Source organism: Nocardia elegans NBRC 108235 (assembly GCF_001612845.1).
GTDB classification, from domain to species: domain Bacteria; phylum Actinomycetota; class Actinomycetes; order Mycobacteriales; family Mycobacteriaceae; genus Nocardia; species Nocardia nova.
Genome location: NZ_BDBF01000012.1, coordinates 140,347 through 163,120, shown reverse-complemented (window position 1 = coordinate 163,120; position 22,774 = coordinate 140,347). Strand labels below are relative to the sequence as shown.

Annotated in this window: 24 protein-coding genes; 16 read left to right on the top strand and 8 right to left on the bottom strand. The window is 68.4% G+C overall.

Going from position 1 to position 22,774, the window contains the following annotated elements; all coding sequences use genetic code 11:
* Nucleotides 1–35: 35 nt before the first annotated feature.
* Entirely contained in the window at nucleotides 36–887 is an 852-nt protein-coding gene (gene hisG, locus NE2_RS10685; protein WP_063025769.1) for an ATP phosphoribosyltransferase, read from the top strand.
* 21 nt (nucleotides 888–908) lie between these two features.
* Here the strand turns inward: hisG and NE2_RS10680 are convergent, their stop codons facing one another.
* Entirely contained in the window at nucleotides 909–1,772 is an 864-nt protein-coding gene (locus NE2_RS10680; RefSeq protein ID WP_063025768.1) for a RecB family exonuclease, read from the bottom strand.
* Between the two features lie 83 nt (nucleotides 1,773–1,855).
* Between NE2_RS10680 and NE2_RS10675 the strand changes: the two genes are divergently transcribed.
* On the top strand, nucleotides 1,856–2,689 hold the full coding sequence (locus tag NE2_RS10675) for a tRNA (adenine-N1)-methyltransferase (RefSeq protein ID WP_063025767.1): 834 nt from the start codon (nucleotides 1,856–1,858) through the stop codon (nucleotides 2,687–2,689).
* 39 nt (nucleotides 2,690–2,728) lie between these two features.
* Here NE2_RS10675 and NE2_RS10670 read toward each other — a convergent pair whose 3' ends face one another.
* The gene (locus NE2_RS10670; RefSeq protein ID WP_063025766.1) at nucleotides 2,729–3,217 is read right to left on the bottom strand and encodes a WKL family lipoprotein; all 489 of its coding nucleotides are present in this window, start codon (nucleotides 3,215–3,217) and stop codon (nucleotides 2,729–2,731) included.
* 280 nt (nucleotides 3,218–3,497) lie between these two features.
* On the opposite strand from NE2_RS10670, the gene arc reads away from it, so the two are divergent.
* Nucleotides 3,498–5,258: a proteasome ATPase gene (gene arc, locus NE2_RS10665; protein WP_063015441.1), complete on the top strand. Its 1,761-nt coding sequence runs from the start codon at nucleotides 3,498–3,500 to the stop codon at nucleotides 5,256–5,258.
* Between the two features lie 65 nt (nucleotides 5,259–5,323).
* On the opposite strand, the gene NE2_RS10660 is transcribed toward arc, so the two are convergent.
* Nucleotides 5,324–5,977, bottom strand: coding sequence for a peptidylprolyl isomerase (locus NE2_RS10660; RefSeq protein ID WP_036526032.1), 654 nt, complete (start codon nucleotides 5,975–5,977; stop codon nucleotides 5,324–5,326).
* Between the two features lie 198 nt (nucleotides 5,978–6,175).
* Here NE2_RS10660 and NE2_RS10655 point away from each other — a divergent pair, with 198 nt between their 5' ends.
* The gene (locus tag NE2_RS10655) at nucleotides 6,176–6,856 is read left to right on the top strand and encodes a TIGR00266 family protein (RefSeq protein WP_036501799.1); all 681 of its coding nucleotides are present in this window, start codon (nucleotides 6,176–6,178) and stop codon (nucleotides 6,854–6,856) included.
* Here NE2_RS10655 and NE2_RS10650 read toward each other — a convergent pair.
* Nucleotides 6,853–7,380, bottom strand: a complete 528-nt coding sequence (locus NE2_RS10650) for an NUDIX hydrolase (protein WP_063025765.1) — start codon at nucleotides 7,378–7,380, stop codon at nucleotides 6,853–6,855. The two genes, NE2_RS10655 and NE2_RS10650, sit on opposite strands and share 4 nt — an antisense overlap.
* A 107-nt stretch (nucleotides 7,381–7,487) precedes the next feature.
* On the opposite strand from NE2_RS10650, the gene NE2_RS10645 reads away from it, so the two are divergent.
* From NE2_RS10645 to NE2_RS10630, 4 genes are all read left to right on the top strand, one after another.
* Nucleotides 7,488–8,237: a LamB/YcsF family protein gene (locus NE2_RS10645; protein WP_063025764.1), complete on the top strand. Its 750-nt coding sequence runs from the start codon at nucleotides 7,488–7,490 to the stop codon at nucleotides 8,235–8,237.
* Complete coding sequence (locus NE2_RS10640; protein ID WP_063025763.1) at nucleotides 8,234–8,866, top strand: 5-oxoprolinase subunit B family protein; 633 nt, start codon at nucleotides 8,234–8,236, stop codon at nucleotides 8,864–8,866. The genes NE2_RS10645 and NE2_RS10640 overlap by 4 nt, the downstream gene beginning before the upstream one ends.
* A 17-nt stretch (nucleotides 8,867–8,883) precedes the next feature.
* Entirely contained in the window at nucleotides 8,884–9,744 is an 861-nt protein-coding gene (locus NE2_RS10635) for a 5-oxoprolinase subunit C family protein (protein WP_063025762.1), read from the top strand.
* Between the two features lie 122 nt (nucleotides 9,745–9,866).
* Nucleotides 9,867–11,444: an ArnT family glycosyltransferase gene (locus tag NE2_RS10630; RefSeq protein ID WP_373862240.1), complete on the top strand. Its 1,578-nt coding sequence runs from the start codon at nucleotides 9,867–9,869 to the stop codon at nucleotides 11,442–11,444.
* A gap of 15 nt (nucleotides 11,445–11,459) precedes the next feature.
* Here NE2_RS10630 and NE2_RS10625 read toward each other — a convergent pair whose 3' ends face one another.
* A complete protein-coding gene (locus tag NE2_RS10625; protein ID WP_063025761.1) occupies nucleotides 11,460–13,061 on the bottom strand; it encodes an FAD-dependent monooxygenase in 1,602 nt (533 codons plus the stop codon).
* Between the two features lie 52 nt (nucleotides 13,062–13,113).
* On the bottom strand, nucleotides 13,114–13,722 hold the full coding sequence (locus NE2_RS10620) for an acyl-CoA-like ligand-binding transcription factor (protein WP_063025760.1): 609 nt from the start codon (nucleotides 13,720–13,722) through the stop codon (nucleotides 13,114–13,116).
* A 115-nt stretch (nucleotides 13,723–13,837) separates the two neighbouring features.
* On the opposite strand from NE2_RS10620, the gene NE2_RS10615 reads away from it, so the two are divergent.
* The gene (locus tag NE2_RS10615) at nucleotides 13,838–14,206 is read left to right on the top strand and encodes an arsenate reductase family protein (RefSeq protein ID WP_063025759.1); all 369 of its coding nucleotides are present in this window, start codon (nucleotides 13,838–13,840) and stop codon (nucleotides 14,204–14,206) included.
* Nucleotides 14,207–14,324: 118 nt separating this feature from the next.
* On the top strand, nucleotides 14,325–14,702 hold the full coding sequence (locus tag NE2_RS10610) for a nuclear transport factor 2 family protein (protein ID WP_063025758.1): 378 nt from the start codon (nucleotides 14,325–14,327) through the stop codon (nucleotides 14,700–14,702).
* Between the two features lie 10 nt (nucleotides 14,703–14,712).
* On the opposite strand, the gene NE2_RS37025 is transcribed toward NE2_RS10610, so the two are convergent.
* Complete coding sequence (locus tag NE2_RS37025) at nucleotides 14,713–15,603, bottom strand: DUF4873 domain-containing protein (protein WP_233429731.1); 891 nt, start codon at nucleotides 15,601–15,603, stop codon at nucleotides 14,713–14,715.
* Nucleotides 15,600–16,499 (bottom strand): AurF N-oxygenase family protein, encoded by a 900-nt coding sequence (locus NE2_RS10600; protein ID WP_063025757.1) that lies wholly within the window; start codon nucleotides 16,497–16,499, stop codon nucleotides 15,600–15,602. The genes NE2_RS37025 and NE2_RS10600 overlap by 4 nt, the downstream gene beginning before the upstream one ends.
* Nucleotides 16,500–16,598: 99 nt before the next feature.
* Between NE2_RS10600 and NE2_RS10595 the strand changes: the two genes are divergently transcribed.
* The 6 genes from NE2_RS10595 to pafA all read left to right on the top strand — a co-directional run bounded on the left by NE2_RS10595 (nucleotide 16,599) and on the right by pafA (nucleotide 22,662).
* Nucleotides 16,599–17,354 (top strand): TetR/AcrR family transcriptional regulator, encoded by a 756-nt coding sequence (locus tag NE2_RS10595; protein ID WP_063025756.1) that lies wholly within the window; start codon nucleotides 16,599–16,601, stop codon nucleotides 17,352–17,354.
* A gap of 82 nt (nucleotides 17,355–17,436) precedes the next feature.
* Nucleotides 17,437–18,936: a depupylase/deamidase Dop gene (gene dop / locus NE2_RS10590; protein ID WP_030518124.1), complete on the top strand. Its 1,500-nt coding sequence runs from the start codon at nucleotides 17,437–17,439 to the stop codon at nucleotides 18,934–18,936.
* A gap of 182 nt (nucleotides 18,937–19,118) precedes the next feature.
* Nucleotides 19,119–19,313 (top strand): ubiquitin-like protein Pup, encoded by a 195-nt coding sequence (locus NE2_RS10585; protein ID WP_030518123.1) that lies wholly within the window; start codon nucleotides 19,119–19,121, stop codon nucleotides 19,311–19,313.
* Nucleotides 19,314–19,339: 26 nt separating this feature from the next.
* Nucleotides 19,340–20,158, top strand: coding sequence for a proteasome subunit beta (gene prcB / locus NE2_RS10580; protein ID WP_063025755.1), 819 nt, complete (start codon nucleotides 19,340–19,342; stop codon nucleotides 20,156–20,158).
* The gene (prcA, locus tag NE2_RS10575; protein WP_063025754.1) at nucleotides 20,155–20,937 is read left to right on the top strand and encodes a proteasome subunit alpha; all 783 of its coding nucleotides are present in this window, start codon (nucleotides 20,155–20,157) and stop codon (nucleotides 20,935–20,937) included. Before prcB ends, prcA begins: the two co-directional genes overlap by 4 nt.
* A gap of 366 nt (nucleotides 20,938–21,303) precedes the next feature.
* Nucleotides 21,304–22,662, top strand: a complete 1,359-nt coding sequence (gene pafA / locus NE2_RS10570) for a Pup--protein ligase (protein WP_181320965.1) — start codon at nucleotides 21,304–21,306, stop codon at nucleotides 22,660–22,662.
* Nucleotides 22,663–22,774 lie beyond the last annotated feature (112 nt).

The following is a 22,774-nucleotide window of genomic DNA, read 5'->3' as shown; positions in this document are numbered from 1 at the left end:
ACCGTTGTCCGCCACCCGTCCCGAAAGGACACCCCATGCTTCGCGTCGCAGTCCCCAACAAAGGCGCTCTCTCCGAATCGGCCGTGGAAATTCTCACCGAGGCCGGTTACCGCAAGCGCAGCGATTCGCGCGACCTGTCGGTGATCGACAACGCCAACCAGGTCGAATTCTTCTTCCTCCGCCCGAAGGACATCGCCATCTACGTCGGGTCGGGACGCCTCGACCTCGGCATCACCGGCCGCGATCTGGCCCTGGATTCCGGCGCCCCGGTGCAGGAACGCCTCGGCCTGGGTTTCGGCCGCTCCACCTTCCGCTACGCCGCCCCCGCCGGACCGGAATGGAAGGTCGAAGACCTCTACGACAAGCGGATCGCCACCAGCTACCCGAATCTGGTGCTGCGGGATCTACAGCGCCGGGGGATCGAGGCCGAGGTGATCCGTCTCGACGGCGCGGTGGAGATCTCCATCCAGCTCGGGGTCGCGGACGCCATCGCCGACGTGGTCGGCTCCGGGCGCACGCTGCGCCAGCACGATCTGGTCGCCTTCGGCGATTCGCTGTGTGATTCGGAGGCCGTGCTGATCGAGGCCACCGGCTCCGATCACAGCGACAAGGCCCGCAACCAGCTCATCGCGCGGGTCCAGGGTGTGGTGTTCGCCCAGCAGTACCTGATGCTGGATTACGACTGCCCCAAGGATCTGCTCGACCGGGCCGCCGCGATCACGCCCGGGTTGGAGTCGCCGACCGTTTCCCCGCTGACCGATCCCGACTGGGTCGCCGTGCGCGCGCTGGTGCCGCGTAATCAGGGCAACGACGTGATGGATCAGCTCGCCGAACTCGGCGCCAAGGCGATTCTGGCTACCGATATTCGTTCCTGCCGCGCCTTCTGACCTCGCTCGTCGGCGCCGCTGTCATGGGTGCGGCACCGTCGCGGCCGCGTCGTCCGGCCAGCCCGGATACGGCGGCGGGGTACCGCCGTAGGCCGGGCACAGCGAGCGGTACTCGCAGAATTTGCAGCCCCACCCCGGCCGCGGCGGGAAATCTCCCTCGCGGCCGGCGGTGGCGATCGCCGCCCACAGCGCCGACACGATGCGCTCGAACCGGACGAGTTCGTCCGCGTCCGGCGCATAGGTCAGGATCTGCCCGTCGCGCAGATACAGCAGCCGCAGCTGGGCTGGGGCCACCCCACGGGTGCGGTACATGATCAGCGCGTAGAACTTCAGCTGGAACAGCGCCTTCTGCTCGGCATCCGGTGCGGGAACGCGCCCGGTCTTGTAGTCGACGACCCGCAACCGGCCGTCCGGTGCGATATCGATGCGGTCGACATATCCGCGCAGCGGCGATCCGTCCGCCAGCCGGACCTCCACCAGCGATTCACAGGATTCCGGGTCGAATCCGGTGGGGTTCTCGAGGTGATAGTAGTCGCTTACCAGGCGGCTCACCTCGTCGAGAAACGGTGGGAGACCACCCTGTTCGAGCACCACCTCGATCTCGGGGCGATCTGCCAGCAAACGCTGCCAGGTTGGTTCCACCAACGCCGCGGCCCGCTCCGGAACGCGTTCACCACTGGGTAGCCCGTACAGCGATTCCAGGACCGCGTGCACCACCGTTCCGCGTACGGCGTCGCGGCCGGGTGTTTCCGGAATGCGGTCGATCGCGCGTAATCGGTATTTGAGCGGACATTGTTTGAAATCGATTGCCCGCGAGGGCGACAACGCCGGCCCGCGGGAAACGGCCGGTAATTCGGGCGGGGTCGCCGTCGGTGGTGCGGACATACCTGGCAGGCTATCGGCGGGTACCGACACATTCCGCGGCGCGATACCGCCGCCGGAAATGACGCGCAGGAGAACGGAGATTCATGACGGCCAGACGGACCGGCCCATTCACCACGGGGGACCGGGTGCAGCTGACCGATGCCAAGGGCAGGCAACACACCGTCGTCCTGGAGCCGGGCAAGGAGTTCCACACCCACAAGGGACCGATCCGCCACGACGAGCTGATCGGCGCCGACGAGGGCTCTGTGGTCCAATCCGCCAACGGCACACCGTATCTCGCGCTGCGGCCACTGCTGGTCGACTACGTGCTCTCGATGCCGCGCGGTGCGGCGGTGATCTATCCCAAGGACGCCGCGCAGATCGTGCACGAGGGTGACGTGTTCCCCGGTGCGCGGGTGCTCGAGGCCGGAGCCGGATCGGGCGCGCTGACCTGTTCGCTGCTGCGCGCGGTCGGGCCGAACGGCAGTGTGCGCTCCTACGAGATCCGCGAGGACCATGCCGAACACGCCGTCCGCAATGTCGAGCGATTCTTCGGCGAACGCCCCGACAACTGGACGCTGACCCTGGGAGACGTCGCCGACTACGACGGCGAGCAGGTCGACCGGGTGGTGCTGGACATGCTCAAACCGTGGGACGCGCTACCCGCTGTATCGCGCGCGCTGATCCCCGGCGGGGTCCTGATCGTCTACGTCGCCACCGTCACGCAGCTGTCGGAGGTCGTGGAGGCGCTGCGTCAGCAACAGTGCTGGACCGAGCCGCGGTCCTGGGAGTCGCTGGTGCGGCCGTGGCATGTGGTCGGCCTGGCGGTGCGTCCCGAGCATCGCATGCAGGGGCATACGGCCTTCCTGGTGAGCGTCCGGCGCCTCGCCGACGGCGTGGTGGCACCCAAACCGCAGCGGCGGCCCTCCAAGGGCTGAGCGAGCGGCTGAGGCTTCCTCTCTCGGGTCGTGCGGCGCTCAGGGCTGGCAGGGTGCCATACCCATGGCCAGGATCTGGCACGCGGAGGCGTCGGACAGCTGCCAGCCGGCCGCCGAGTGCTGCCAGGTCAGCGGCATCGGGCCGGCCGGGCCGTGCGGCGAGGTGATGGTGACCTGGCCGGTGGCCTGATCGCCCTCGGTCTTGATGTCGGCGACGGTGAAGGTGATGGTGCCGTAGTTGGCCAGGCCCTTGGTCATGGTGTCGATGTTGGCGGCGCGTTTATCCCCTCCGACCACCAGCTTCTCCTTCTCGGCGGTCGGCTTGGCCGGATCCACGAAGCCGTTGAGGGTGGCCTGCAGTTCCTCGGCGGTGGGGGCGGGCGCGGCGGCGGCGCTCGTGGCGGCGGCCGCGGCCGAGGTGGCCGTCGTGGTGCCCGTCGGCGTGGAGTCCTGGGAATTGTCGGACCCGCATGCTGTCATAGCGGTAACGGCGAGCGCGGCGAACGCGGTAGCCGTAGCAAGACGCAACCGGCGCGAACCGGAAACACCGGCGGTCCGTGTGGCGTTGCTCCCGGTGCAGGTACTGCCACCGAAGGGGGTAGCGCTGTGGCGGGTAGGAAGGAGCATCGACTAGACCTTTCGGTTCGGTCCGGCGAAATCACTCGCCGAATGCAGGTTAGGGCAGGCTAACATGGTTGCCCGGCCGGTGGACCGCAGCTGAGATGTGATCACGACGAAACCATGTCGGAAAGCGGGAACGGTTCGCGCCCGGTAGCGTTGATAGACCGGGACTGGGAGGAGCAGCATCATGAGCCCCATCGAGAATTCGGATTCGGCGGCCTGGAGAGAACTCGAGGTGGTACGCGCCGAGGCGGCTGCACTCCGTAGGCAACTCGCCGACTCACCGGATCGTTCAAGGGAATTGGAAGCTCGTATCGATTCGCTGACGATTCGCAACACCAAACTGATGGACACCCTCAAGGAGGCCCGTCAGCAGTTGGTGGCGCTGCGTGAGGAGGTCGATCGGCTGGGCCAGCCGCCCAGCGGCTACGGCGTGCTGATCGGTGTGTACGAGGACCAGACGGTCGACGTGTTCACTTCCGGACGCAAGATGCGCCTGACGTGCTCGCCGAACATCGACACCTCCGAACTGCACTACGGACAGACCGTGCGCCTGAACGAGGCGCTCACGGTCGTCGAGGCCGGCACCTTCGACCGGACCGGTGAGATCGGCACCCTCCGCGAGGTCCTCGACGACGGCCGCCGCGCCCTGGTCGTGGGTCATGCCGACGAAGAACGCGTGGTCTGGCTGTCGGGCCCGCTGTCGGCGCTGGTCGACGCGGACGACGTCGAAGATCCCAACGCGCCTGTGCGGCGGCTGCGGCCGGGTGATTCGCTGCTGGTCGACACGAAGGCCGGATTCGCGTTCGAGCGCATTCCCAAGGCCGAGGTCGAGGATCTGGTGCTCGAAGAGGTGCCCGATGTCGGTTACGAGGACATCGGTGGCCTGGGCCGCCAGATCGAGCAGATTCGCGACGCGGTGGAGCTGCCGTTCCTGCACAAGGATCTGTTCCGCGAGTACGCGCTGCGCCCGCCCAAGGGTGTGCTGCTCTACGGTCCGCCGGGCTGCGGTAAGACGCTGATCGCCAAGGCGGTCGCCAACTCGCTGGCGAAGAAGATCGCCGAGGCGCGCGGTGAGGACGCCAAGGAGGCCAAGTCCTTCTTCCTCAACATCAAGGGTCCCGAGCTGCTGAACAAGTTCGTGGGCGAGACCGAGCGCCACATCCGGATCATCTTCCAGCGGGCTCGTGAGAAGGCCTCCGAAGGCACCCCGGTGATCGTGTTCTTCGACGAGATGGACTCGATCTTCCGCACTCGTGGTTCGGGTGTGTCCTCGGATGTGGAGACCACGGTCGTGCCGCAGCTGCTGTCGGAGATCGACGGCGTGGAGGGCCTGGAGAACGTCATCGTGATCGGTGCGTCCAACCGCGAGGACATGATCGACCCCGCGATCCTGCGGCCCGGCCGCCTGGACGTCAAGATCAAGATCGAGCGTCCGGATGCCGAAGCGGCACAGGACATCTTCTCCAAGTACCTCACCGAGGAACTGCCGCTGCACGCCGACGACATCGCCGAATTCGCCGGCGATCGCTCCAAGTGCGTCAAGGCGATGATCGAGCGGGTCGTGGACCGGATGTACGCCGAGAGCGAGGACAACCGCTTCCTCGAGGTCACCTACGCCAACGGCGACAAGGAGGTCCTGTACTTCAAGGACTTCAATTCCGGCGCGATGATCCAGAACATCGTGGACCGTTCCAAGAAGTACGCGATCAAATCGGTGCTCGAGACCGGCAATCCCGGTCTGCGCATCCAGCACCTGTTCGATTCGATAGTCGACGAGTTCTCCGAGAACGAGGACCTGCCCAACACCACCAATCCGGATGACTGGGCACGTATTTCGGGTAAGAAGGGCGAACGGATCGTCTACATCCGGACGCTGGTTACCGGTAAGAACGCTTCGGCGAGCCGGGCGATCGATACCGAATCCAATACGGGTCAGTACCTCTAGGAGTACCGCACACACACACGAAGGCCGCGCTCGCATCGCGAGCGCGGCCTTCGCCGTATCCGGTGTCAGCGCCGGGCAGTGGCCACCGAGTCGAGCACAATATCGGTAGCCGGTGCGCCGTCGCCGGATCCGTCCTTCACGCCACCCGCGGCGATGTTCTGCAACACGTCCATACCGCCGGTGATCCGGCCGAAGGGGGTGTAGCTGGGCGGCAGTTTGCTGTCGGAGTACACCAGGAAGAACTGGCTTCCGTTGGTGTTCGGGCCGGAGTTGGCCATAGCGACCGTTCCCGCCGGGTAGGTCGCCCCGGCCAGGTTCTCGTCGCCGAACCGGTAGCCGGGACCGCCGGTGCCGGTTCCGGTCGGGTCACCGCACTGCAGCACGAAGATGCCCTCGGTGGTCAGGCGGTGGCAGCGGGTGTGGTCGAAGTACTGCTCGCCGGCGAGGAAGGCGAACGAGTTGACCGTATGCGTGGCCCGCGCGGCGTCGAGGGCGACGGTGATGGTTCCGCAGTTGGTTTCCAGCGTCGCCGTGTATCCGGCGTTGGGGTCGATGGTCACCGCGGGTTCGGCCGGCCACTGCTTGCCGTTGGGCTGGGCGTCGCCGGGGGTCATGCAGCCGGGTGCCTGGGTGTGCAGTGGCAGCGGGGCAGCCACGGCAGGGGTGCCGCCGGCCAGCAGTGCGATCGCCGCACCCGCCGCCGCCAGGCCGCTGCGCACCGGCAATCTGCGCGATCTGCGGTCGCGTCGGGCGGAGTGGTCGAGATCGGACTGCGAGTGTGGGACATCGATATGCACCGGGGCGGGCCTCCGAGATTCGTCTCGTAATGGGTTCGGTCGCCCGGCATCATCGCATGCCCGACCGCCGGGTGCGGGTGAATGGGACATCCCGGCCCCGGCGCTGCTAACGTCGCGGCCATGCAGGTGGTGTTGCGGCATAATCCGTCGTCCACGGTGGCACGGTGTTTTCTCGCCGGTGGGGAGCCGTTGCGTGCCGAAACCGGTGCGATGGTGGCCCATTCGGCCGGAGTGAGCCTGGCCGCGAAGGCCGAGGGCGGATTTCTGGCGGGGCTGAAGCGTTCCGTGCTGGCCGGTGAGTCGTTCTTCGTGTCCACGTTCACCGCGCCGCCACAGGGCGGCTGGGTCGATGTGGCGCCGGCGCTGCCCGGGGACATGCTGGCGCTGCCGATCGCGCCCGATCGCCCGTACTTCATCAGCCGCGGCGGCTGGATCGCGAATTCCCATGGCGTGCAAGTGGAAGCGAAATGGGGCGGTTTCGCGAACATGTTCGGCGGTGAGGGCGGATTCGGCCTGCGTGCCCAGGGGCAGGGCGAGGTCGTGGTCGGCGTCTTCGGCGCGATCGACGTGATCGACCTGCAGCCGGGGGAGTCGGTGACCATCGACTGCGGCCATGTGGTGGCGTACGACCTGGCGTTGAAATTCGGTATCCGCCGGGCGGTTTCGGGTCGTTCGCTGCAGTCGATCACTTCCGGCGAAGGTCTGGTGTTCGACTTCACCGGTCCGGGCCGGGTGCTGCTGCAGACCCGCAACCCCGGCGCGTTCGCGGCCTGGGCCGGCGCGGTCACCTCGTCCGGCTAGGTCCGATTGCGCGGATGGAGCAGTTCGTCGATCAGGACCCGGGTGTCGGGGACGAACGGCCAGCCGGGGTCGCTCAGGTGCTCCCACAGTTGCGTGTCGGTCCACCACCAGCCCGCGGCGATCTCCTCGCCCTGGACGGTGATCGGCCCGTCGGAGCGAATCTCGTAGGCGAACAGGTGGCACCGCATCGGGCGGCCCGCCCACCTGCCGTCCCAGGACACCCGGGCCAGCGGCCGCGGTTCGCCCGGCGCGGCAACGATTCCCAATTCCTCGCCCAGCTCGCGCGCCGCCGCGGCGGCGGGATCCTCGCCGGGGGCCAGCACGCCGCCGGCCAGGCAGTCGTGCATTCCGGCGAACACCATCTTCGTATCGGTACGCCGATGGACGTAGATGCGCCGCCCGTCGAGCGATCGCACCAGCACGCCGGCACTGGCATGCCACAATCCTTCGGCATACACCCGGGCGCGTTCGGCACTGCCGGTCTCGTTGCCGCGGCCGTCGTAGACGGCGATCACCTCACCCATTCCCGCCAGCCTAGGCGGTGAGTGCGGGAGAATGCGCCCACGGTGGCGTATCGGCGACGGGCGCGGACGATGGTGGTAGGACAACGGGCGAGGCGAGGTGATACTCCGTGGTGATCGATCTGAACAGCGATCTCGGGGAGGGGTTCGGTGCGTACACGATGAGCGACGACGCGGCGCTGCTCGACGTCGTGACCAGCGCCAATATCGCCTGCGGCTTCCATGGCGGGGATCCGGTGATCATGCGGCGCACGTGTGATCTCGCGGTCGCGCACGGGGTGCGGATCGGCGCGCACATTTCCTATCGCGACCTTGCCGGATTCGGCCGGCGCGAGATGATGGTGTCCCCGGCCGAGCTGACCGCGGAATCCATCTATCAGATCGGCGCGCTCGACGGCTTCGCTCGGGCGGCCGGTGACCGGGTGCGCTATGTGAAACCCCATGGCGCGCTGTATCACTCGGCGGCATCGGATCCGGCGGCGGCCGAGGCGGTGGTCGCGGCGCTGCTCGCCTTCGAGGAGTTGAGCCTGCTCGGCCCCGCCGATTCCGAACTGGCACGCGCGGCGGAGGCGGCCGGAATCCCGTTCCACGCGGAAGGTTTCGCCGACCGGGCCTATACGCCCGAGGGCAGGCTGGTGCCGCGCGGGCGAGCCGGTGCGGTGCTGGCCGCGGAGGCGGCGCTCGGACAGGCGGTGTCGATCGCCGTGGACGGGCACGCGCACACGGTGGCCGGTGAGCCGGTGCGGGTCGAGGTGCGCAGCCTCTGCGTCCACGGCGATTCGCCCGATGCCGTCCGGATGGCGCGCTCGATCCGGCAGTCGCTGCTGGACAAGGGCGTCGAACTGCGGAGTTTCACATGAGCGCGGTGACCGTGCGGCCCGCGGGCGACCGCGCGCTGCTGCTCGAACCGGCCGACGCCGCCCAGCTGCCGCTGCTGCTCGACCACCTGCGGCGGGCGCCGATCGACGGCGTGGCCGACCTCCTGCCCGCCGCCCGGACCGTCCTGCTCACACTGTGTCCCGGCATCGACCCCGCAGCGATCGAATCACGCGTGCGCGCACTGGATCTCGCATCGGACGCCGATTCCGACAGTGCGGCCGCGGCGGATGTGGTCACCGTTCCGGTGCGCTACGAGGGCCCCGACCTCGCCGACGCCGCCGAACTTCTCGGCATCACACCCGGGCAACTGGTCGAACGGCACACCGATGCCCAGTGGCGGTGCGCGTTCATCGGTTTCGCGCCCGGCTTCGGCTATCTGCACGCGCCCGACGCCGGACTGTCGGTGCCGCGGCGCTCGCAGGCCCGGACCGTCGTTCCGGCGGGGTCGGTCGCCCTGGCGGGTGGATACAGCGCCGTCTATCCGCGCAGTTCGCCGGGCGGCTGGCAGATCATCGGCCGTACCGACGTGGTCCTGTGGGATGTGGCGCGGCCCGAACCGGCGCTGTTGCGCGCGGGTACCCGGGTCCGGTTCGAGGCGGTGGATCGGTGAGATCCCCGGCGGCGCGGATGCGGGTGCTCGAACCGGGCGCGCTGAGCACCGTGCAGGATCTCGGCCGGCCCGGCTGGTTCCATGCCGGGGTCGGAGTCTCCGGGGCCGTGGACCGGCGGGCGCTGCGGCTGGCGAACCGCCTGGTGGGCAATGCCGAATCGGCGGCCGCCATCGAATGCGTGCTGGGCGGGCTGAGCGTGGAATTCGACGCCCCGGCGGTGGTGAGCATCACCGGAGCGCCGGTACCGATCAGCGTCGGCGTCCGGCCCGAACCCCCGGCTTCGGTGCTGTTCGTCGCGGCCGGGCAGCGGGTGCGGATCGGCATGGCCGAGGCGGGCCTGCGCTGCTATCTGGCGGTGCGTGGCGGGATCGCGGTGGAGCCGGTTCTCGGATCGCGCAGCCGCGACACCATGGCAGGATTGGGTCCCGAACCGCTGCGCCGGGGCGACACCCTACCGGTCGGCGCCCCGCCGCGTGGCTGGCCGACGGTCGAGATGGCTCCCGTCGCGCCGCTCACCCAGGGGACGCTGCGGGTGCGGGTCGGGCTCGGGCCGCGCGCGGACTGGTTCCACAATCCCGCCGATCTGTTCACCGGCGCCTGGGCGGTCTCCACCGACACCAACAGGATCGGTGTGCGCCTGGACCGCCACGGTGACGCCCCACCGCTGCGGCGGGCGAACGATGCCGAATTGCCCACCGAGGGAATGGCTTTGGGGGCGATTCAAGTGCCACCCGCGGGTCGCCCGGTGGTGCTGCTGGCCGACCGGCCGATCACCGGTGGCTATCCCGTGGTGGGCACCGTGATCGACGCCGATGTCGATCTGCTCGGCCAGGCCCGGCCCGGCCAGTTGATCGAATTCCTTTCCTGGCAGCCCTGATCCGCCGTACGGATGGGCCGGCATACCTCTCGAGGCTGACCGCGGATCGGTCTACGGGGCGACTCCGTGGCGGCCGGAAACCGATACGTTCGCAGACGTCCCCACGAATCCACTACAGGAGTGTGCCGGTGACCGATGTGTGCGAGTCCGACACCGGAGCGCGCCGTGCGACCGAATCGGCCGACGCGCGCGGTGCGACCGAATCGGCCGCGATTCCACCGTTCGCGTGGCCGGTGGTCGCGCCGATCACCGCCCTCGGCGCAGCGGCGCTGCTGTTCGCGGCCTCGAGGTACGGATATTTCGGCGACGAACTCTACTTCCTCGCCGCCGGTCGCCGGTTGAGCTGGGGTTACGCCGATCAGGGCCCGATGCTGCCGCTGCTGGCCCGGACGATGGACGCGCTCGTTCCCGGCTCCTATCCGGCCTTGCGTCTGCCCGCGGTGCTGATCACGGTCGCGGCGGTCGGGTTGTGCGCCATGATCACTCGCGAGTTCGGTGGCGGGCGCATCGCGCAGGCACTGGCCGCCCTCACCTACGCGTGCTCGCCGTTTCTGCTGCTGCAGGGGTCGATGCTGACCACCAACACCGTCGATACCGCACTGTGGGTGCTGATCACCTGGCTCGTGGTGCGGTGGGTGCGGACCCGCCGCGACGGCCTGCTGCTGATCGCCGGTCTCGTGACGGCGGTGGACCTACAGGTGAAATGGCTGATTCCCTTCTTCTGGATCGCGCTGACCGTGAGCTGTGTGGTCTTCGGTCCCCGCGAGTTGCTGCGCCGTCCGCTGCTGTGGGCAGGTGCCGGAGTCACCGTGCTGTCGGCGGTGCCGCAGGTGATCTGGCAGGTGCGTCACGGCTGGCCGCAACTGGCGATGGGCGCGGAGATCGCATCCGAACAGGCGATCATCGGCGGCCGGCTGCTGTTCGTGCCGATCTCGCTGATCCTGGCCGGCGTTCTCGGCGTCCCGGTGCTGCTGGGCGGGCTGTGGGCATTGCTGCGCTGGAAACCGTTGCGGCCGTATCGTTTTCTGGGTGCCACCCTGATTCTGGTCGACCTCGTCTTCCTCGTCACCGGCGGCCGAGTGTACTACCCGGCCGGGATGTACGGGGTAGTGCTCGCGGCCGGCGCTGTCGCGCTGGTGCACTGGCTGCGAGCGCGGGCGGCGGTCGGCCGCCGGATCGCCGGTGGCGCGACCGCGGTCGTGACGGTTGCGGCGGTGGCCACGATCGTGACCTCGCTGCCGTGGCGTCCGGCCTCGGCGGTCGAGCCACCCCGAGACGACGTCTCGGCGGCGATAGCGATCGGCACCTACGGGCAATTCGGCTGGCCGGAGCTCACCGCGGCGGTCACGACGGCCTATCGCGGGCTGCCCGCCGCGCGCCGGGACCGCGCTGTCGTCGTCGCCGACACCTACTGGCAGGCGAGCGCCCTCGACCACCTCGGCCACGGGGACCTGCCGCCGGTCTACAGCCCCAGCCGCGGATTCGGCTACTTCGGCGCCCCGCCCGACAGTGCCACGACCGCCTTGATCGTCGGTGGCGAGGAGGCGGACCTGCGCGGCCGGTGCACCTCGCTCACCCCGGTCGGCAGGGTCGACACCCGGCTCGGCTTCGTCGGCAACACCCGCGATGTCACGATCTTCGACTGCACCGGCCCGACGCAGCCGTGGTCGCGGATGTGGCCGGAGTGGATGCACCTGTGATTTCGGTGCGCCACCTCACTGCGCGTGCGACAGCACCGGTGCTGCGCCGAACCACCGGGTGAGGGCCCGATGCAGACCGTCGGCACTCGCGTCGTCGGTCGCCCATGCGATGTACCCGTCGGGGCGCAGCAGCATCGCCGTCGGCGTGCTCGCGATGTCGGTTCCGGCCGCGGTGTCGACGCCCCGGTTCGACTCCGTGAGAGTGATTGCGCCGGAAACGATTTCGATACGCTCCCGCCATTCCGCCGCTGCGGCGGCCGCTACGCCCGTGCCGTCGATCAGCAGCGGCCGTGCGGTGTGCAGCAGGTCGGCGATCCGCACACGAGTGCCGTCCGTGGTGACCGAGTAGTCGGGGACCAGCCGTCCGGACAGGTGATGGTCGTCGCCGACGTCGTAGCGGGTGTCGGACTCGGCCAGTAGTTCGGCGAGGTGGGCGGCGACGGCCGGGATCCGTACCAGTTCCGCGACGAGGTCGCGTAATCCGGAGATTTCGGGTCCCGGTGCGATCAACGCGCTCTGGGCCAGGCTGTGCATCATCACGCGCTCGGCTACCGGGTGGCGTTCGCTCTCGTAGGTGTCCAGCAGTCCGGCCGGTGCCCAGCCGTTGACCTCCGCCGCCAGCTTCCAGCCCAGATTGACCGCATCCTGCAGTCCGAGATTCAGCCCCGGGCCACCCATCGCGGAGTGTACGTGCGCGGAATCTCCGAGAAGCAGCACTCGACCCTCGCGATAACGCTCCGCCAGCCGGGTGTTCTGACCGACGGTGCGGCGCAACGCATGGGGGCCGGCGCCGGTCGGCGGGGTGATCGGCACATCGGCTCCGAGAACTCGCTCGATGCTCTCGCGGAGCTCCGCGAAGGTCATGAGTTCGTCCTCGGCCGGGACACGGTCGGTGCCGTATTCGCTCACTCCGATCATCGGCCGACCGGGGGTCAACTCGGCGAAGATGAACATGCCCTTGTCCACGCGGTTGTGGCCGAAGTGGAACCGTCCCGCGCCGGGAATGTCTATGCCGCCGTCGGGTGTTCGCAGCCCGTCCGGAACGGTGGCATGGCCGAATCGCGTGACGCGATCGGCTACCGTGCAGCCGGGAAAATCGATTCCGGCCAGCTTGCGCACCGCACTCTTCCCGCCGTCCGCGGCGACCAGATAGCGGGCCCGGATGCGATAGTCGCCGTCGGGACCGTCGACGGTCGCGATTACCTGGTCGCGGTGGGATTCGAGATCGTGCAGGCGGTGTCCCCAGCGGACCGCCACACCCAGCTCCCGCGCGCGGGCGACGAGCAGCGCGACCAGTCGCGGTTGCGGGATCGGCAGGGCGTACAAGGGGTTGTCCGCGAATTCTGCCAGGTCCAGCGGCAGCCCGCTGAACGAGTAGCGCGGAAGCGGTTGCGGGATCGCGGGAGCATCGTCACCTGCGGCGGGGCGGTACAAGCCGCGCATATCCATCAGCCGTACCACCTGCCCGACGAGGCCGTTGGCCTTGGGTTCGGTGCTGGGGGCGGGCAGCTCTTCCAGGACGGTCGCCGTGACGCCGCCCGGTGCGAGTTCACAGGCCAGCATCAGTCCGTTCGGTCCGGCACCGGAAATCAGTACCTCACAGATGTTTTCGGGCATGACAAATCAACCCCTTTGTGGGATAGGCAGTTTCGAGGAAAAGGTGGAGAGGTCAGCTGGGTTCGGGTAGGCCGGCGGCGACCAGTTCCAGTGCCTGCCGAGTCAGCGCGGTGATCGAGGCCGGGGGATCGCACCGGGGGTAGACCTCGATCGCCGCCACCAGTGCCCCGAGCACGGCTTCGGCGACCAGCCGCGGGTAGAGCGTGCCGGGATCGGTGCCGGTGCGTTCGGCGACCGCCTCGGTGAAGGCGTCGGTGGTGGTGCGCGTCAGTGCTGCCTGCGCCTCGGGGCTGCCGACGAGCTTGCGGACCTCGGCCAGCCGGTCGCGCGGCGGTGGATCGGCATCGAGGCCGTCGACCCGCAACGGTTCCAGCATCGCCTCGGTGATCGCGACCCACAGCGGCTCACCGGCCGGCCGTGCCCGCAACAGCTCGATCCCTCGGCAAATCCGGTCGATCTGCCGGTACGCCAGTGCCTCGTATTTGTTGGCGAAGTAGTTGGTGAACGTCCGCACCGAGACCCCCGCGCGGGCGGCGATGTCCTCGCGCAGCACCTGGTCCAGGCCGCGTTCGAACATCAGCTCGAGTGCGGCATCGCTGAGTGCGCGCCGCGTATCGAGCTTTTTGCGTTCCCGCAGCCCGAGGGCCGGCTCCGTGGTCATGAACTCAGTATCGGCGAAAGTGCGAGTCACTTCAATAGTGCACGACAGGAAGGTTTGCCTTTCGGGCAAATTAGCTCCTTCATCGCGACCGGGCCGGCGCGCTAGGGTTTCGGCTATGACTTCCGGGCACACGCAGATCTGGCACAACCCTCGCTGTTCCAAGAGCCGCGCGGCCAAAGCCGCGCTGGACGAGGCCGGGGTGGACTACATCGAGCGGCAGTATCTCGACGATCCGCCGACCGTGGCGGATCTGCGCGAGGTTCTGGCCCAGCTCGGCCTGGAGCCCTGGGACATCACCCGCACCGGTGAACCGGAGGCCAAAGAGCTCGGTATGGCGGGCTGGTCGCGGACGGAGGCCGATCGCGAGCAGTGGATCGAGACGCTGGCGAGCAACCCGAAGCTGATCCAGCGACCGATCGTGGTCACCCCCGACGGCCGGGCCGTCGTCGCGCGGGACGGGCAATCGCTGAAATCGGTGCTGTAATCCTTCCCGGGCCGCGCGGCCGGAGGTCCAGACCGGCTGCGCGGCAACGACTTCGGTGTGGCGCGGCATTACCCGACGGGTAATCGACCGGGCGCGCGCACTGCGACATGCTCGTCATATGAGCGAAAACGAAACCACCACCAGCACCTACGACACCGTCGCCCAGCGCTACATCGACACCTGGAACGAAGCCGAGGCCCCGGCCCGGCGCAAACTGCTCGACGAGCTGTACCGGCCGGATGCCACCTACACCGATCCGCTCGCGGCCGTCGAAGGAGTCGCCGCGATCGACGAGATGATCGCCGGCGTCCGGGAACAGTTCGCCGGTATGCGATTCGGTCTCGGACCGGTCGACGGACACCACGACCAGCTGCGATTCACGTGGACGCTGGGCACTCCCGGCGCCGAACCGCTGATCGTGGGCTTCGATGTGGTCGTTCTCGACGGTGATCGCATCGCCCGCGTGCACGGATTCCTGGACAAGATCCCGGGCTGACCGCCCGTTCTCAGTGAATGCCGTTGTCCGCCAGGGGAAACGGGGGTCGTCCGATTCCGGCGATCCGCAGATGTCCCCACGGGTCGCGCTCCTGCAGCCGGCCCGGGGCGGGCTCGCCGCCCGGGATGCGCAGCGATACCGCACCGCGCCCCGGATCGGGCAGGCGGTCCGGCTCCGCGGCGCTGAGACGGCCGTACCAGTGGTAGTGGCCGTCGATCGGGTCCGGATGCCCGTTCAGCGCGACCGTCACCGCGAGTTCGGCGCCCGGCGCGTCGAGTACGGCCGGACCGGCGTACTCGTAGGCGGGCGCCCGCTCGGCGGCGACGGTCGTGTCGAAGTGATCGGAATCCGGTCGCGGCAGCCGCCGGCCGGGGCGGGGATTCGCCGCCCAGCGGCGAGCCGATTCGTGTTGGACGGCACGTCGCAGCTGGATCCGGCTACAACCGGCCCGGCGCATCGCCGCGATGCAGCGCGCGGCGTATTCGGCGCGGGCCTGCACCGGATGGTGCGGCCAGTTCGCGCCGGCGGGTGAGTGGGTCCAGAACAGGTTGGGCATCTCGTGCATCGTCGTGCCGAGATGGGCCACCCGGCCACCGGCCAGCAGCGTATGCAGGTCGGCACCGACTCCGGCGACGCGGCGCGGGTCGAGGTCGGCATCGGCGAGGACCACCACGGCGGCCGTGGTCGTGCCGTCGTCGGAACGCAGCCGCCAGAGGTCATGTGCGCCGTCGAATTCCATGGTGTGCACCGCGGGCGGCGGCCGATCGGCCGTGCGCGAGGTCGAGCCGAGGACGGTGAGATCGCGCATTCCGTTGCGCCGCAGCGTCGCCGCGACGATCGGAGCCGACGGCCGGGCAGCGACGACGGCCACGCCACCCGGGCTGTGCCGGACCGGCCTCATCCGAGCAACCCCCGCCGCCGCCAGACCCGCTTGCCGATCGGGCCGAGCAGACCGTTCTCGTCCAGAAATGCGCCGAGGTCGGCGGCCCCGGCCGCGAGCATGCGATGCGCGTGCGGATTGGCCAGCGCGGCCCGCGTGGCCGCCCGCCCGTCCAGGCCGGCCCGAATGTACATATGCCGGTTGGTGATCAGCCGGACGAACAGCGGTGCGGCCACGGCGACACACAGGCGCACATAGGCGCGTTCCGCCCGCGACATCGCCGGCACGCGACGGGCGAGTGCGTCGCGGGCGAAGCCGATGTGACGCGCCTCCTCGGTGACGTGGACGCGGAACGTGCGCGCCACCACCGGCTGCAACTGCGGATCGTCGATGGTGCGGCGTTGCAGCGCGTCGAAGATCTCCTCGCCGACCAACGCGCCCACCCACACCATAGGGCCGTGCAGAACCAGCTGCAGCGACGAGATCGCCAGCCGGGCAGGAGCTTTGGGCCAATAGGGCCGGGCGTCGATGCGGTCGATCAACTTGCCGAACATGGTCATGTGCCGGCATTCGTCGCCCATCTCGGTCAGCGTGTAGTGCGAGCGGTGCGAGGTGGGGTCGCCGTTCATCAACTCCCGCAACAGCAGCCGGTTCAGGATGTTCTCGAACCAGATTCCCACCGAGAGGATGTTCGCGAGCTCCTGCCGCGACAGTTCGCGCCGCTGCTCCGGCGACATCCCCTCCCACAGTGCGGTGCCGTAGAGCGAGACCACCTCCGGCGGCAGGAAGAACTTGTCCGGATCCAGTGGCGCGTCCCAGTCCAGATCGACCACCGGGTCGTAGGACTTGCGGACCGAACCGAGCAGCAGGCGCTGCGCGAAGGTATCCCGCGGGAGCAGGGTGGCGTCGTTGCCCATGACTGCGCTCCAAACGAATCGAATTACCGAGACAGGCTGTAACACCAAGGTTAGTGAGACGGCATGTATCGGTCAATACCGCATGAGTATCGTTGACATGTGAGTGAAACCGGTGGACAGCGGCCCCCGCGGCGTGCGGAACGGTCCGCCGCGGCCGGTGTGGACGGTCGCAGTACCCGCTGGAACGGGCACAAACAGCGGCGGCGTGCCGAGGTGATCGAGGCCGCGGTCGCGGTAATCGAGGAGAACGGCGCCGAGGTGTCGGTCCAGCAGATCGCCGACCGGCTGGGCCTGCCGCGTCCGGTGGTGTACCGCCACTTCGACGGGCGGACCGATCTGGACGAGCAGATTCGCGGCCGGATCCTGGAATCGCTACTCGAACAACTGCTTCCGACGCTGCGGGCGGACGGCACGGTCAAAGACGCGGTGCGGGGGGCGGTCGGCACCTATGTCGGATGGGTGGCATCGCATCCGCAGCTGCACCGCTTCCTGGCGGCGAGTGCCCCGCAAGGAGATTCGTCGCTCGCGCTGGCCGGGGCCCGCGACCGCATCGGCGCCCGGCTCGCGGATCTGTTCGCCACCGCCGCCGCGCGCGTCGGGATCGATCCTGTACGGGCCCGGCCGATGGCCTTCGGCATCGTCGGCTTCGTCGACGGCGTGGTCAACAGCTGGCGCGCAGACACCGCTTCGGCGCTGGGATCGGAGCAGATCGAGGCGATCGTGACCGAATCGGTGCTCGGGCTGCTGGAGAGCAATGCGCGCAGTCTGGGGGTTCCGCTGGACCGGGACGCCACCGTCGCCGATCTGGTCGCCCGGTCCGATGCCGCGGCCTCGGACCCGCTGGCGGTCAACTGAATTCGCGGCGCGCAGCGCTGCGGTGACGGGCCACCGCACCCGGGCGGCCCCGGGGATCCCGCGCGTCGCCTAGGCTCGACCCATGCAGCGCATCATCGGAATCGAGGTCGAGTACGGCATCTCGACACCGACGGAACCCTCGGCGAACCCGATTCTCACGTCCACCCAGGCGGTGCTGGCCTACGCGGCGGCCGAGGGCGTACCCCGGGCCAAGCGCACGCGCTGGGACTACGAGGTGGAATCGCCGCTGCGCGATGCCCGCGGCTTCGACCTGGGCCGGCTCAACGGGCCGGCGCCGGTGATCGACGCCGACGAGGTCGGCGCGGCGAACATGATCCTCACCAACGGCGCCCGCCTCTACGTCGACCACGCCCACCCCGAATATTCGGCTCCGGAGGTCGTGGACCCGCTGGACGCGGTGATCTGGGACAAGGCCGGTGAGCGGGTCATGGAGGCCGCCGCCCGCTATGCCTCCAGCGTGCCGGGTGCGCCGCGCATGCAGCTGTACAAGAACAACGTCGACGGTAAGGGTGCCTCCTACGGCACCCACGAGAACTATCTGATGAACCGCGATACGCCGTTCAATCAGATCATCGTCGGCCTGACGCCGTTCTTCGTCTCCCGCCAGGTGGTCACCGGGTCGGGGCGGGTCGGCATCGGGCAGTCCGGCGACCATGCCGGATTCCAGCTGTCGCAGCGCTCGGACTACATCGAGGTCGAGGTCGGCCTGGAGACCACCCTCAAGCGCGGCATCATCAACACCCGCGACGAACCGCACGCCGACGCCGACAAGTACCGCCGCCTGCACGTGATCATCGGCGACGCCAACCTGGCGGAATGGTCGACCTACCTCAAGGTCGGCACCACCGCGCTGGTGCTGGATCTGATCGAGGCCGGCGAGGACCTGTCGGATCTGCAGCTGGCGCGTCCGGTCACCGCCGTGCACACCATCAGCCACGACCCGAGCCTGCGTGCCACGGTCGCGTTGGTGGACGGCCGCGAACTGACCGGCCTTGCGCTGCAACGGATCTACCTCGACCGGGTGGAGAAGTTCCACGACCGCGAGGGCACCGACGACGCCCGCGTCACCGATGTGCTGGAGAAGTGGGCGCACGTGCTCGACCTGCTCGAACGCGACCCCATGGACTGCGCGCACCTGCTCGACTGGCCGGCCAAACTGCGCCTGCTCGAGGGCATGCGCAGCCGCGAGGGCCTGGGCTGGGCGGCGCCGAAACTGCATCTGATGGATCTGCAGTACTCCGATGTGCGCCTGGACAAGGGCCTCTACAACCGCCTGGTGGCGCGCGGTTCGATGGAGCGGCTGGTGTCCGAACAGCAGGTCACCGACGCGATGACCAACCCGCCGACCGACACCCGCGCCTACTTCCGGGGCGAATGCCTGCGCCGCTTCGGCGCCGATATCGCCGCGGCGAGCTGGGATTCGGTGATCTTCGACCTGGGCGGCGACTCGCTGGTCCGCATTCCCACCCTGGAACCGCGCCGCGGGACGAAATCCCACGTCGGCAAGTTGCTCGAGGGCGCCGGTACGGCCGCCGAACTGGTCAAGCAGCTCACGTCCTGACCGGGCGGCCGGGCCGCCGGCGGTGCGTTCGTGCCGGGGTGGCACGGCGTGCTGTGACGTTGCGGCGGGGGCACATTGCGATGTAATCCGGCATGTTGTCACCGTCGCTGGGTAGTGTTGAGGGACGAGCATCGGAGGTTTCCGATGCTCGCCGATGATCAGTACAGAGGAGGTCGGCTGCTATGGCACAAGAGCAGACCAAGCGCGCCGGTGGTGGCGACGAGGACGACGACGCGGCCGGTGTCGAGGCCGCGGGACAGGAGCGCCGCGAAAAGCTGGCCGAGGAGACCGACGACCTGCTCGACGAGATCGATGACGTGCTCGAGGAGAACGCGGAGGACTTCGTGCGTGCCTACGTCCAGAAAGGCGGCCAGTGACATCAGGTGACCCCTTGCGGCTCCACATGGGGTACGCCCTCTCGTCATTCTCCGAATATCTGCGCGAAAACGCGCCGGAACTGTTGCCCGGCAACGGTTTCGGGCGCGCGTCCGGGGGTAACGGTTCGGCCGGAGACCTGGCGCCGCACGGCACCACGATCGTCGCGGTGACCTACCGCGGCGGTGTGCTGATCGCCGGCGACCGCCGGGCCACCCAGGGCAACCTGCTGGCCAGCCGCGATATGGAGAAGGTGTACATCACCGACACCTTCTCCGCGGCCGGCATCGCCGGTACCGCGGGTGTGGCGGTCGAGATGATCCGCCTGTTCGCGGTGGAGCTGGAGTATTACGAGAAGATCGAGGGCGTGCCGCTGACCTTCGACGGTAAGGCCAACAAGCTGTCGAAGATGGTTCGCGACAATCTGCCCGCGGCACTGCAGGGCCTGGCGGTGGTGCCGATTCTGGTCGGTTACGACCTCGAGGCCACCGATCCGGAGCGGGCCGGCCGCATCGTGTCCTACGACGTGGTCGGCGGCCGCAGCGAAGAGCGCTTCGGCTACACCGCCACCGGCTCGGGCTCGATGTTCGCCAAGTCGTCGTTGAAGAAGACCTACAGCCGCGACATGGACGAGGATCGCGCCCTGCGCATCGCCGTCGAATCGCTGCTGGACGCCTCGGACGACGACACCGCCACCGGCGGTCCGGATCTGCAGCGCGGCATCTATCCGACGGCGATCGTCATCAATGCCGAAGGTGCGCTGGAGGTTTCGGGCGATCGGCTCGAGCAGATCGCGCGCTCGATCGTCGACGAGCGGGTGGCCGAAGAAGGGAGTGTGCGTCCATGACACTGCCGTACTACGCGTCGGCCGAACAGATCATGCGCGACAAGACCGAACTTGCGCGCAAAGGTATCGCCCGGGGACGCAGTGTCGTGGTGCTGGTGTACGACAAGGGTGTGCTGTTCGTCGCCGAGAATCCCTCGGCGACGCTGCACAAGGTGAGCGAACTCTACGACCGCATCGGCTTCGCTGCGGTCGGCAAGTACAACGAGTTCGAAAGTCTGCGTCGTGGTGGAATCCTGCAGGCCGACCTGCGTGGATACCAGTACGACCGGCGAGATGTGACCGGGCGGGCGCTGGCGAACATGTACGCCTCCACCCTGGGCACGATCTTCACCGACCAGCTCAAGCCCTACGAGGTCGAGATCTGCATCGGTGAGGTCGGCTATCCGGAGCAGGCGTCGAATTCGGTCCTGTACCGGATCAACTTCGACGGCTCCATCGTCGACGAGCGCGACTTCGTGGTGATGGGCGGCAATACCGACCCGATCAGTACCGCGCTCAAGGACACGTTCCAGCCGGGCCTGGAATTGCGGGCCGCGATACGCACCGCCGTGGACGCCCTGCAGAAGGGGTCGCCGGACAACAGCGACAAGGACAAGCGTGGTATCGCGGTGTCCTCGCTGGAGGTGGCGACCCTGGAGCAGGCCCGTCCGCGCCGGGCCTTCCGCCGCGTTCCGCACGCCACACTGGAGACGCTGCTCTCCGCCGACGGTGCGGCGAGTGCGGGTGAGGAGAACGCCGAGCCGGAGACTCCCTCCGCCGGCGACCCCTCCAACCCGTAACCGCTGGTAGCGCTCGACCTGGACGCCCGGCCCCATTCCGATCGCGTGAAGGGGGCCGGGCGTCGTCGTCTCCGCGTTGCCTGCCGCGGGCGTCCGTGCAGGTAGCCGCAGGTGTACGCTCGGTCCCGGCGACTTCTCGTCCGCGCCCGCGACCTGCTGCTTTGCGGTCTCGTCGTCATCGAGCGTCCGCTCTGTGCCCCACGGACGGGTATGCGGTGGGGCGCCCGACGACCAGGCCGGGGAGCCGCACAGCCCGCGCTGCCGGAGACGGCGCCATCGAGTGCAGCCCATATTGTTGTGAACCCGTATGCAACCGCTTGCTCGCACAGCCACTTTCGCCGTTCGCTTTGCCGTAATGTCGATGGTGTGCAGCGACGAATTATGGGGATCGAGACCGAGTTCGGGGTGACGTGCACGTTCCACGGTCACCGTCGGTTGAGTCCTGACGAGGTGGCCCGGTATCTGTTCCGCCGGGTGGTGTCCTGGGGCCGTAGTTCGAACGTATTTCTCCGCAACGGAGCGCGGCTCTATCTCGATGTCGGTTCCCATCCGGAGTATGCGACGGCCGAATGTGACTCGCTGGTTCAGCTGGTCACCCACGATCGCGCGGGTGAGCGGGTGCTCGAGGAGTTGCTGATCGATGCCGAGCAGCGCTTGGCGGAGGAGGGGATCGGCGGTGACATCTATCTGTTCAAGAACAACACCGATTCGGCGGGCAACTCCTACGGGTGCCACGAGAACTTCCTCGTGGTGCGGGCCGGCGAGTTCTCCCGGATCTCGGATGTGCTGTTGCCGTTCCTGGTGACCAGGCAGCTGATCTGCGGTGCCGGAAAGATCCTGCAGACGCCCAAGGCGGCCACGTTCTGCCTGTCGCAGCGGGCCGAGCACATCTGGGAGGGGGTGTCGTCGGCGACCACGCGGTCGCGGCCGATCATCAACACTCGTGACGAGCCGCATGCCGACGCGGAGAAGTACCGCCGCCTGCATGTGATCGTCGGCGACTCGAATATGGCCGAACCCACCACCATGCTGAAGGTGGGCACCGCGGCGCTGGTGCTGGAGATGATCGAGGCCGGGGTGTCGTTCCGCGATTTCGCGCTCGACAATCCGATCCGCGCGATCCGCGAGGTCAGCCACGATCTGACCGGCCGGCGACCGGTGCGGCTGGCGGGTGGCCGCCAGGCCAGCGCGCTCGACATCCAGCGCGAGTACTACGCCCGCGCGGTCGAGCATCTGCGCAATCGCGAGCGCGATCCGCAGGTGGACGCCGTGGTGGACCTGTGGGGGCGCACGCTCGACGCGGTCGAGGCGCAGGATTTCGCGAAGGTCGACACCGAGATCGACTGGGTGATCAAGCGCAAGCTGTTCCAGCGCTACCAGGACCGGTACTCGATGGAGTTGTCGGATCCGAAGATCGCCCAGCTGGATCTGGCCTATCACGACATCAAGCGCGGTCGCGGGGTGTTCGATCTGCTGCAGCGCAAGGGTCTGGTCAAGCGGATCACCGAGGACGAGGCGGTCGATGCCGCGGTGACGACCCCGCCGCAGACGACGCGGGCCAAACTGCGCGGTGATTTCATCACCGCCGCGCAGGAGGCGGGTCGCGATTTCACCGTCGACTGGGTGCATCTGAAGCTGAACGATCAGGCGCAGCGCACGGTCTTGTGCAAGGACCCCTTCCGGTCCGTGGACGAGCGCGTGGATCGGTTGATCGCCTCGATGTGAGGTGTCGGCCCGCGGTGGTCCGCGGGGCCGGTCGATCCGGATTCCGGCAGCGATATCCCGGCGCGGATCGGTGCGGTGGTGCACCGTCGTTCCGGGAGTCCGATTACTCTGT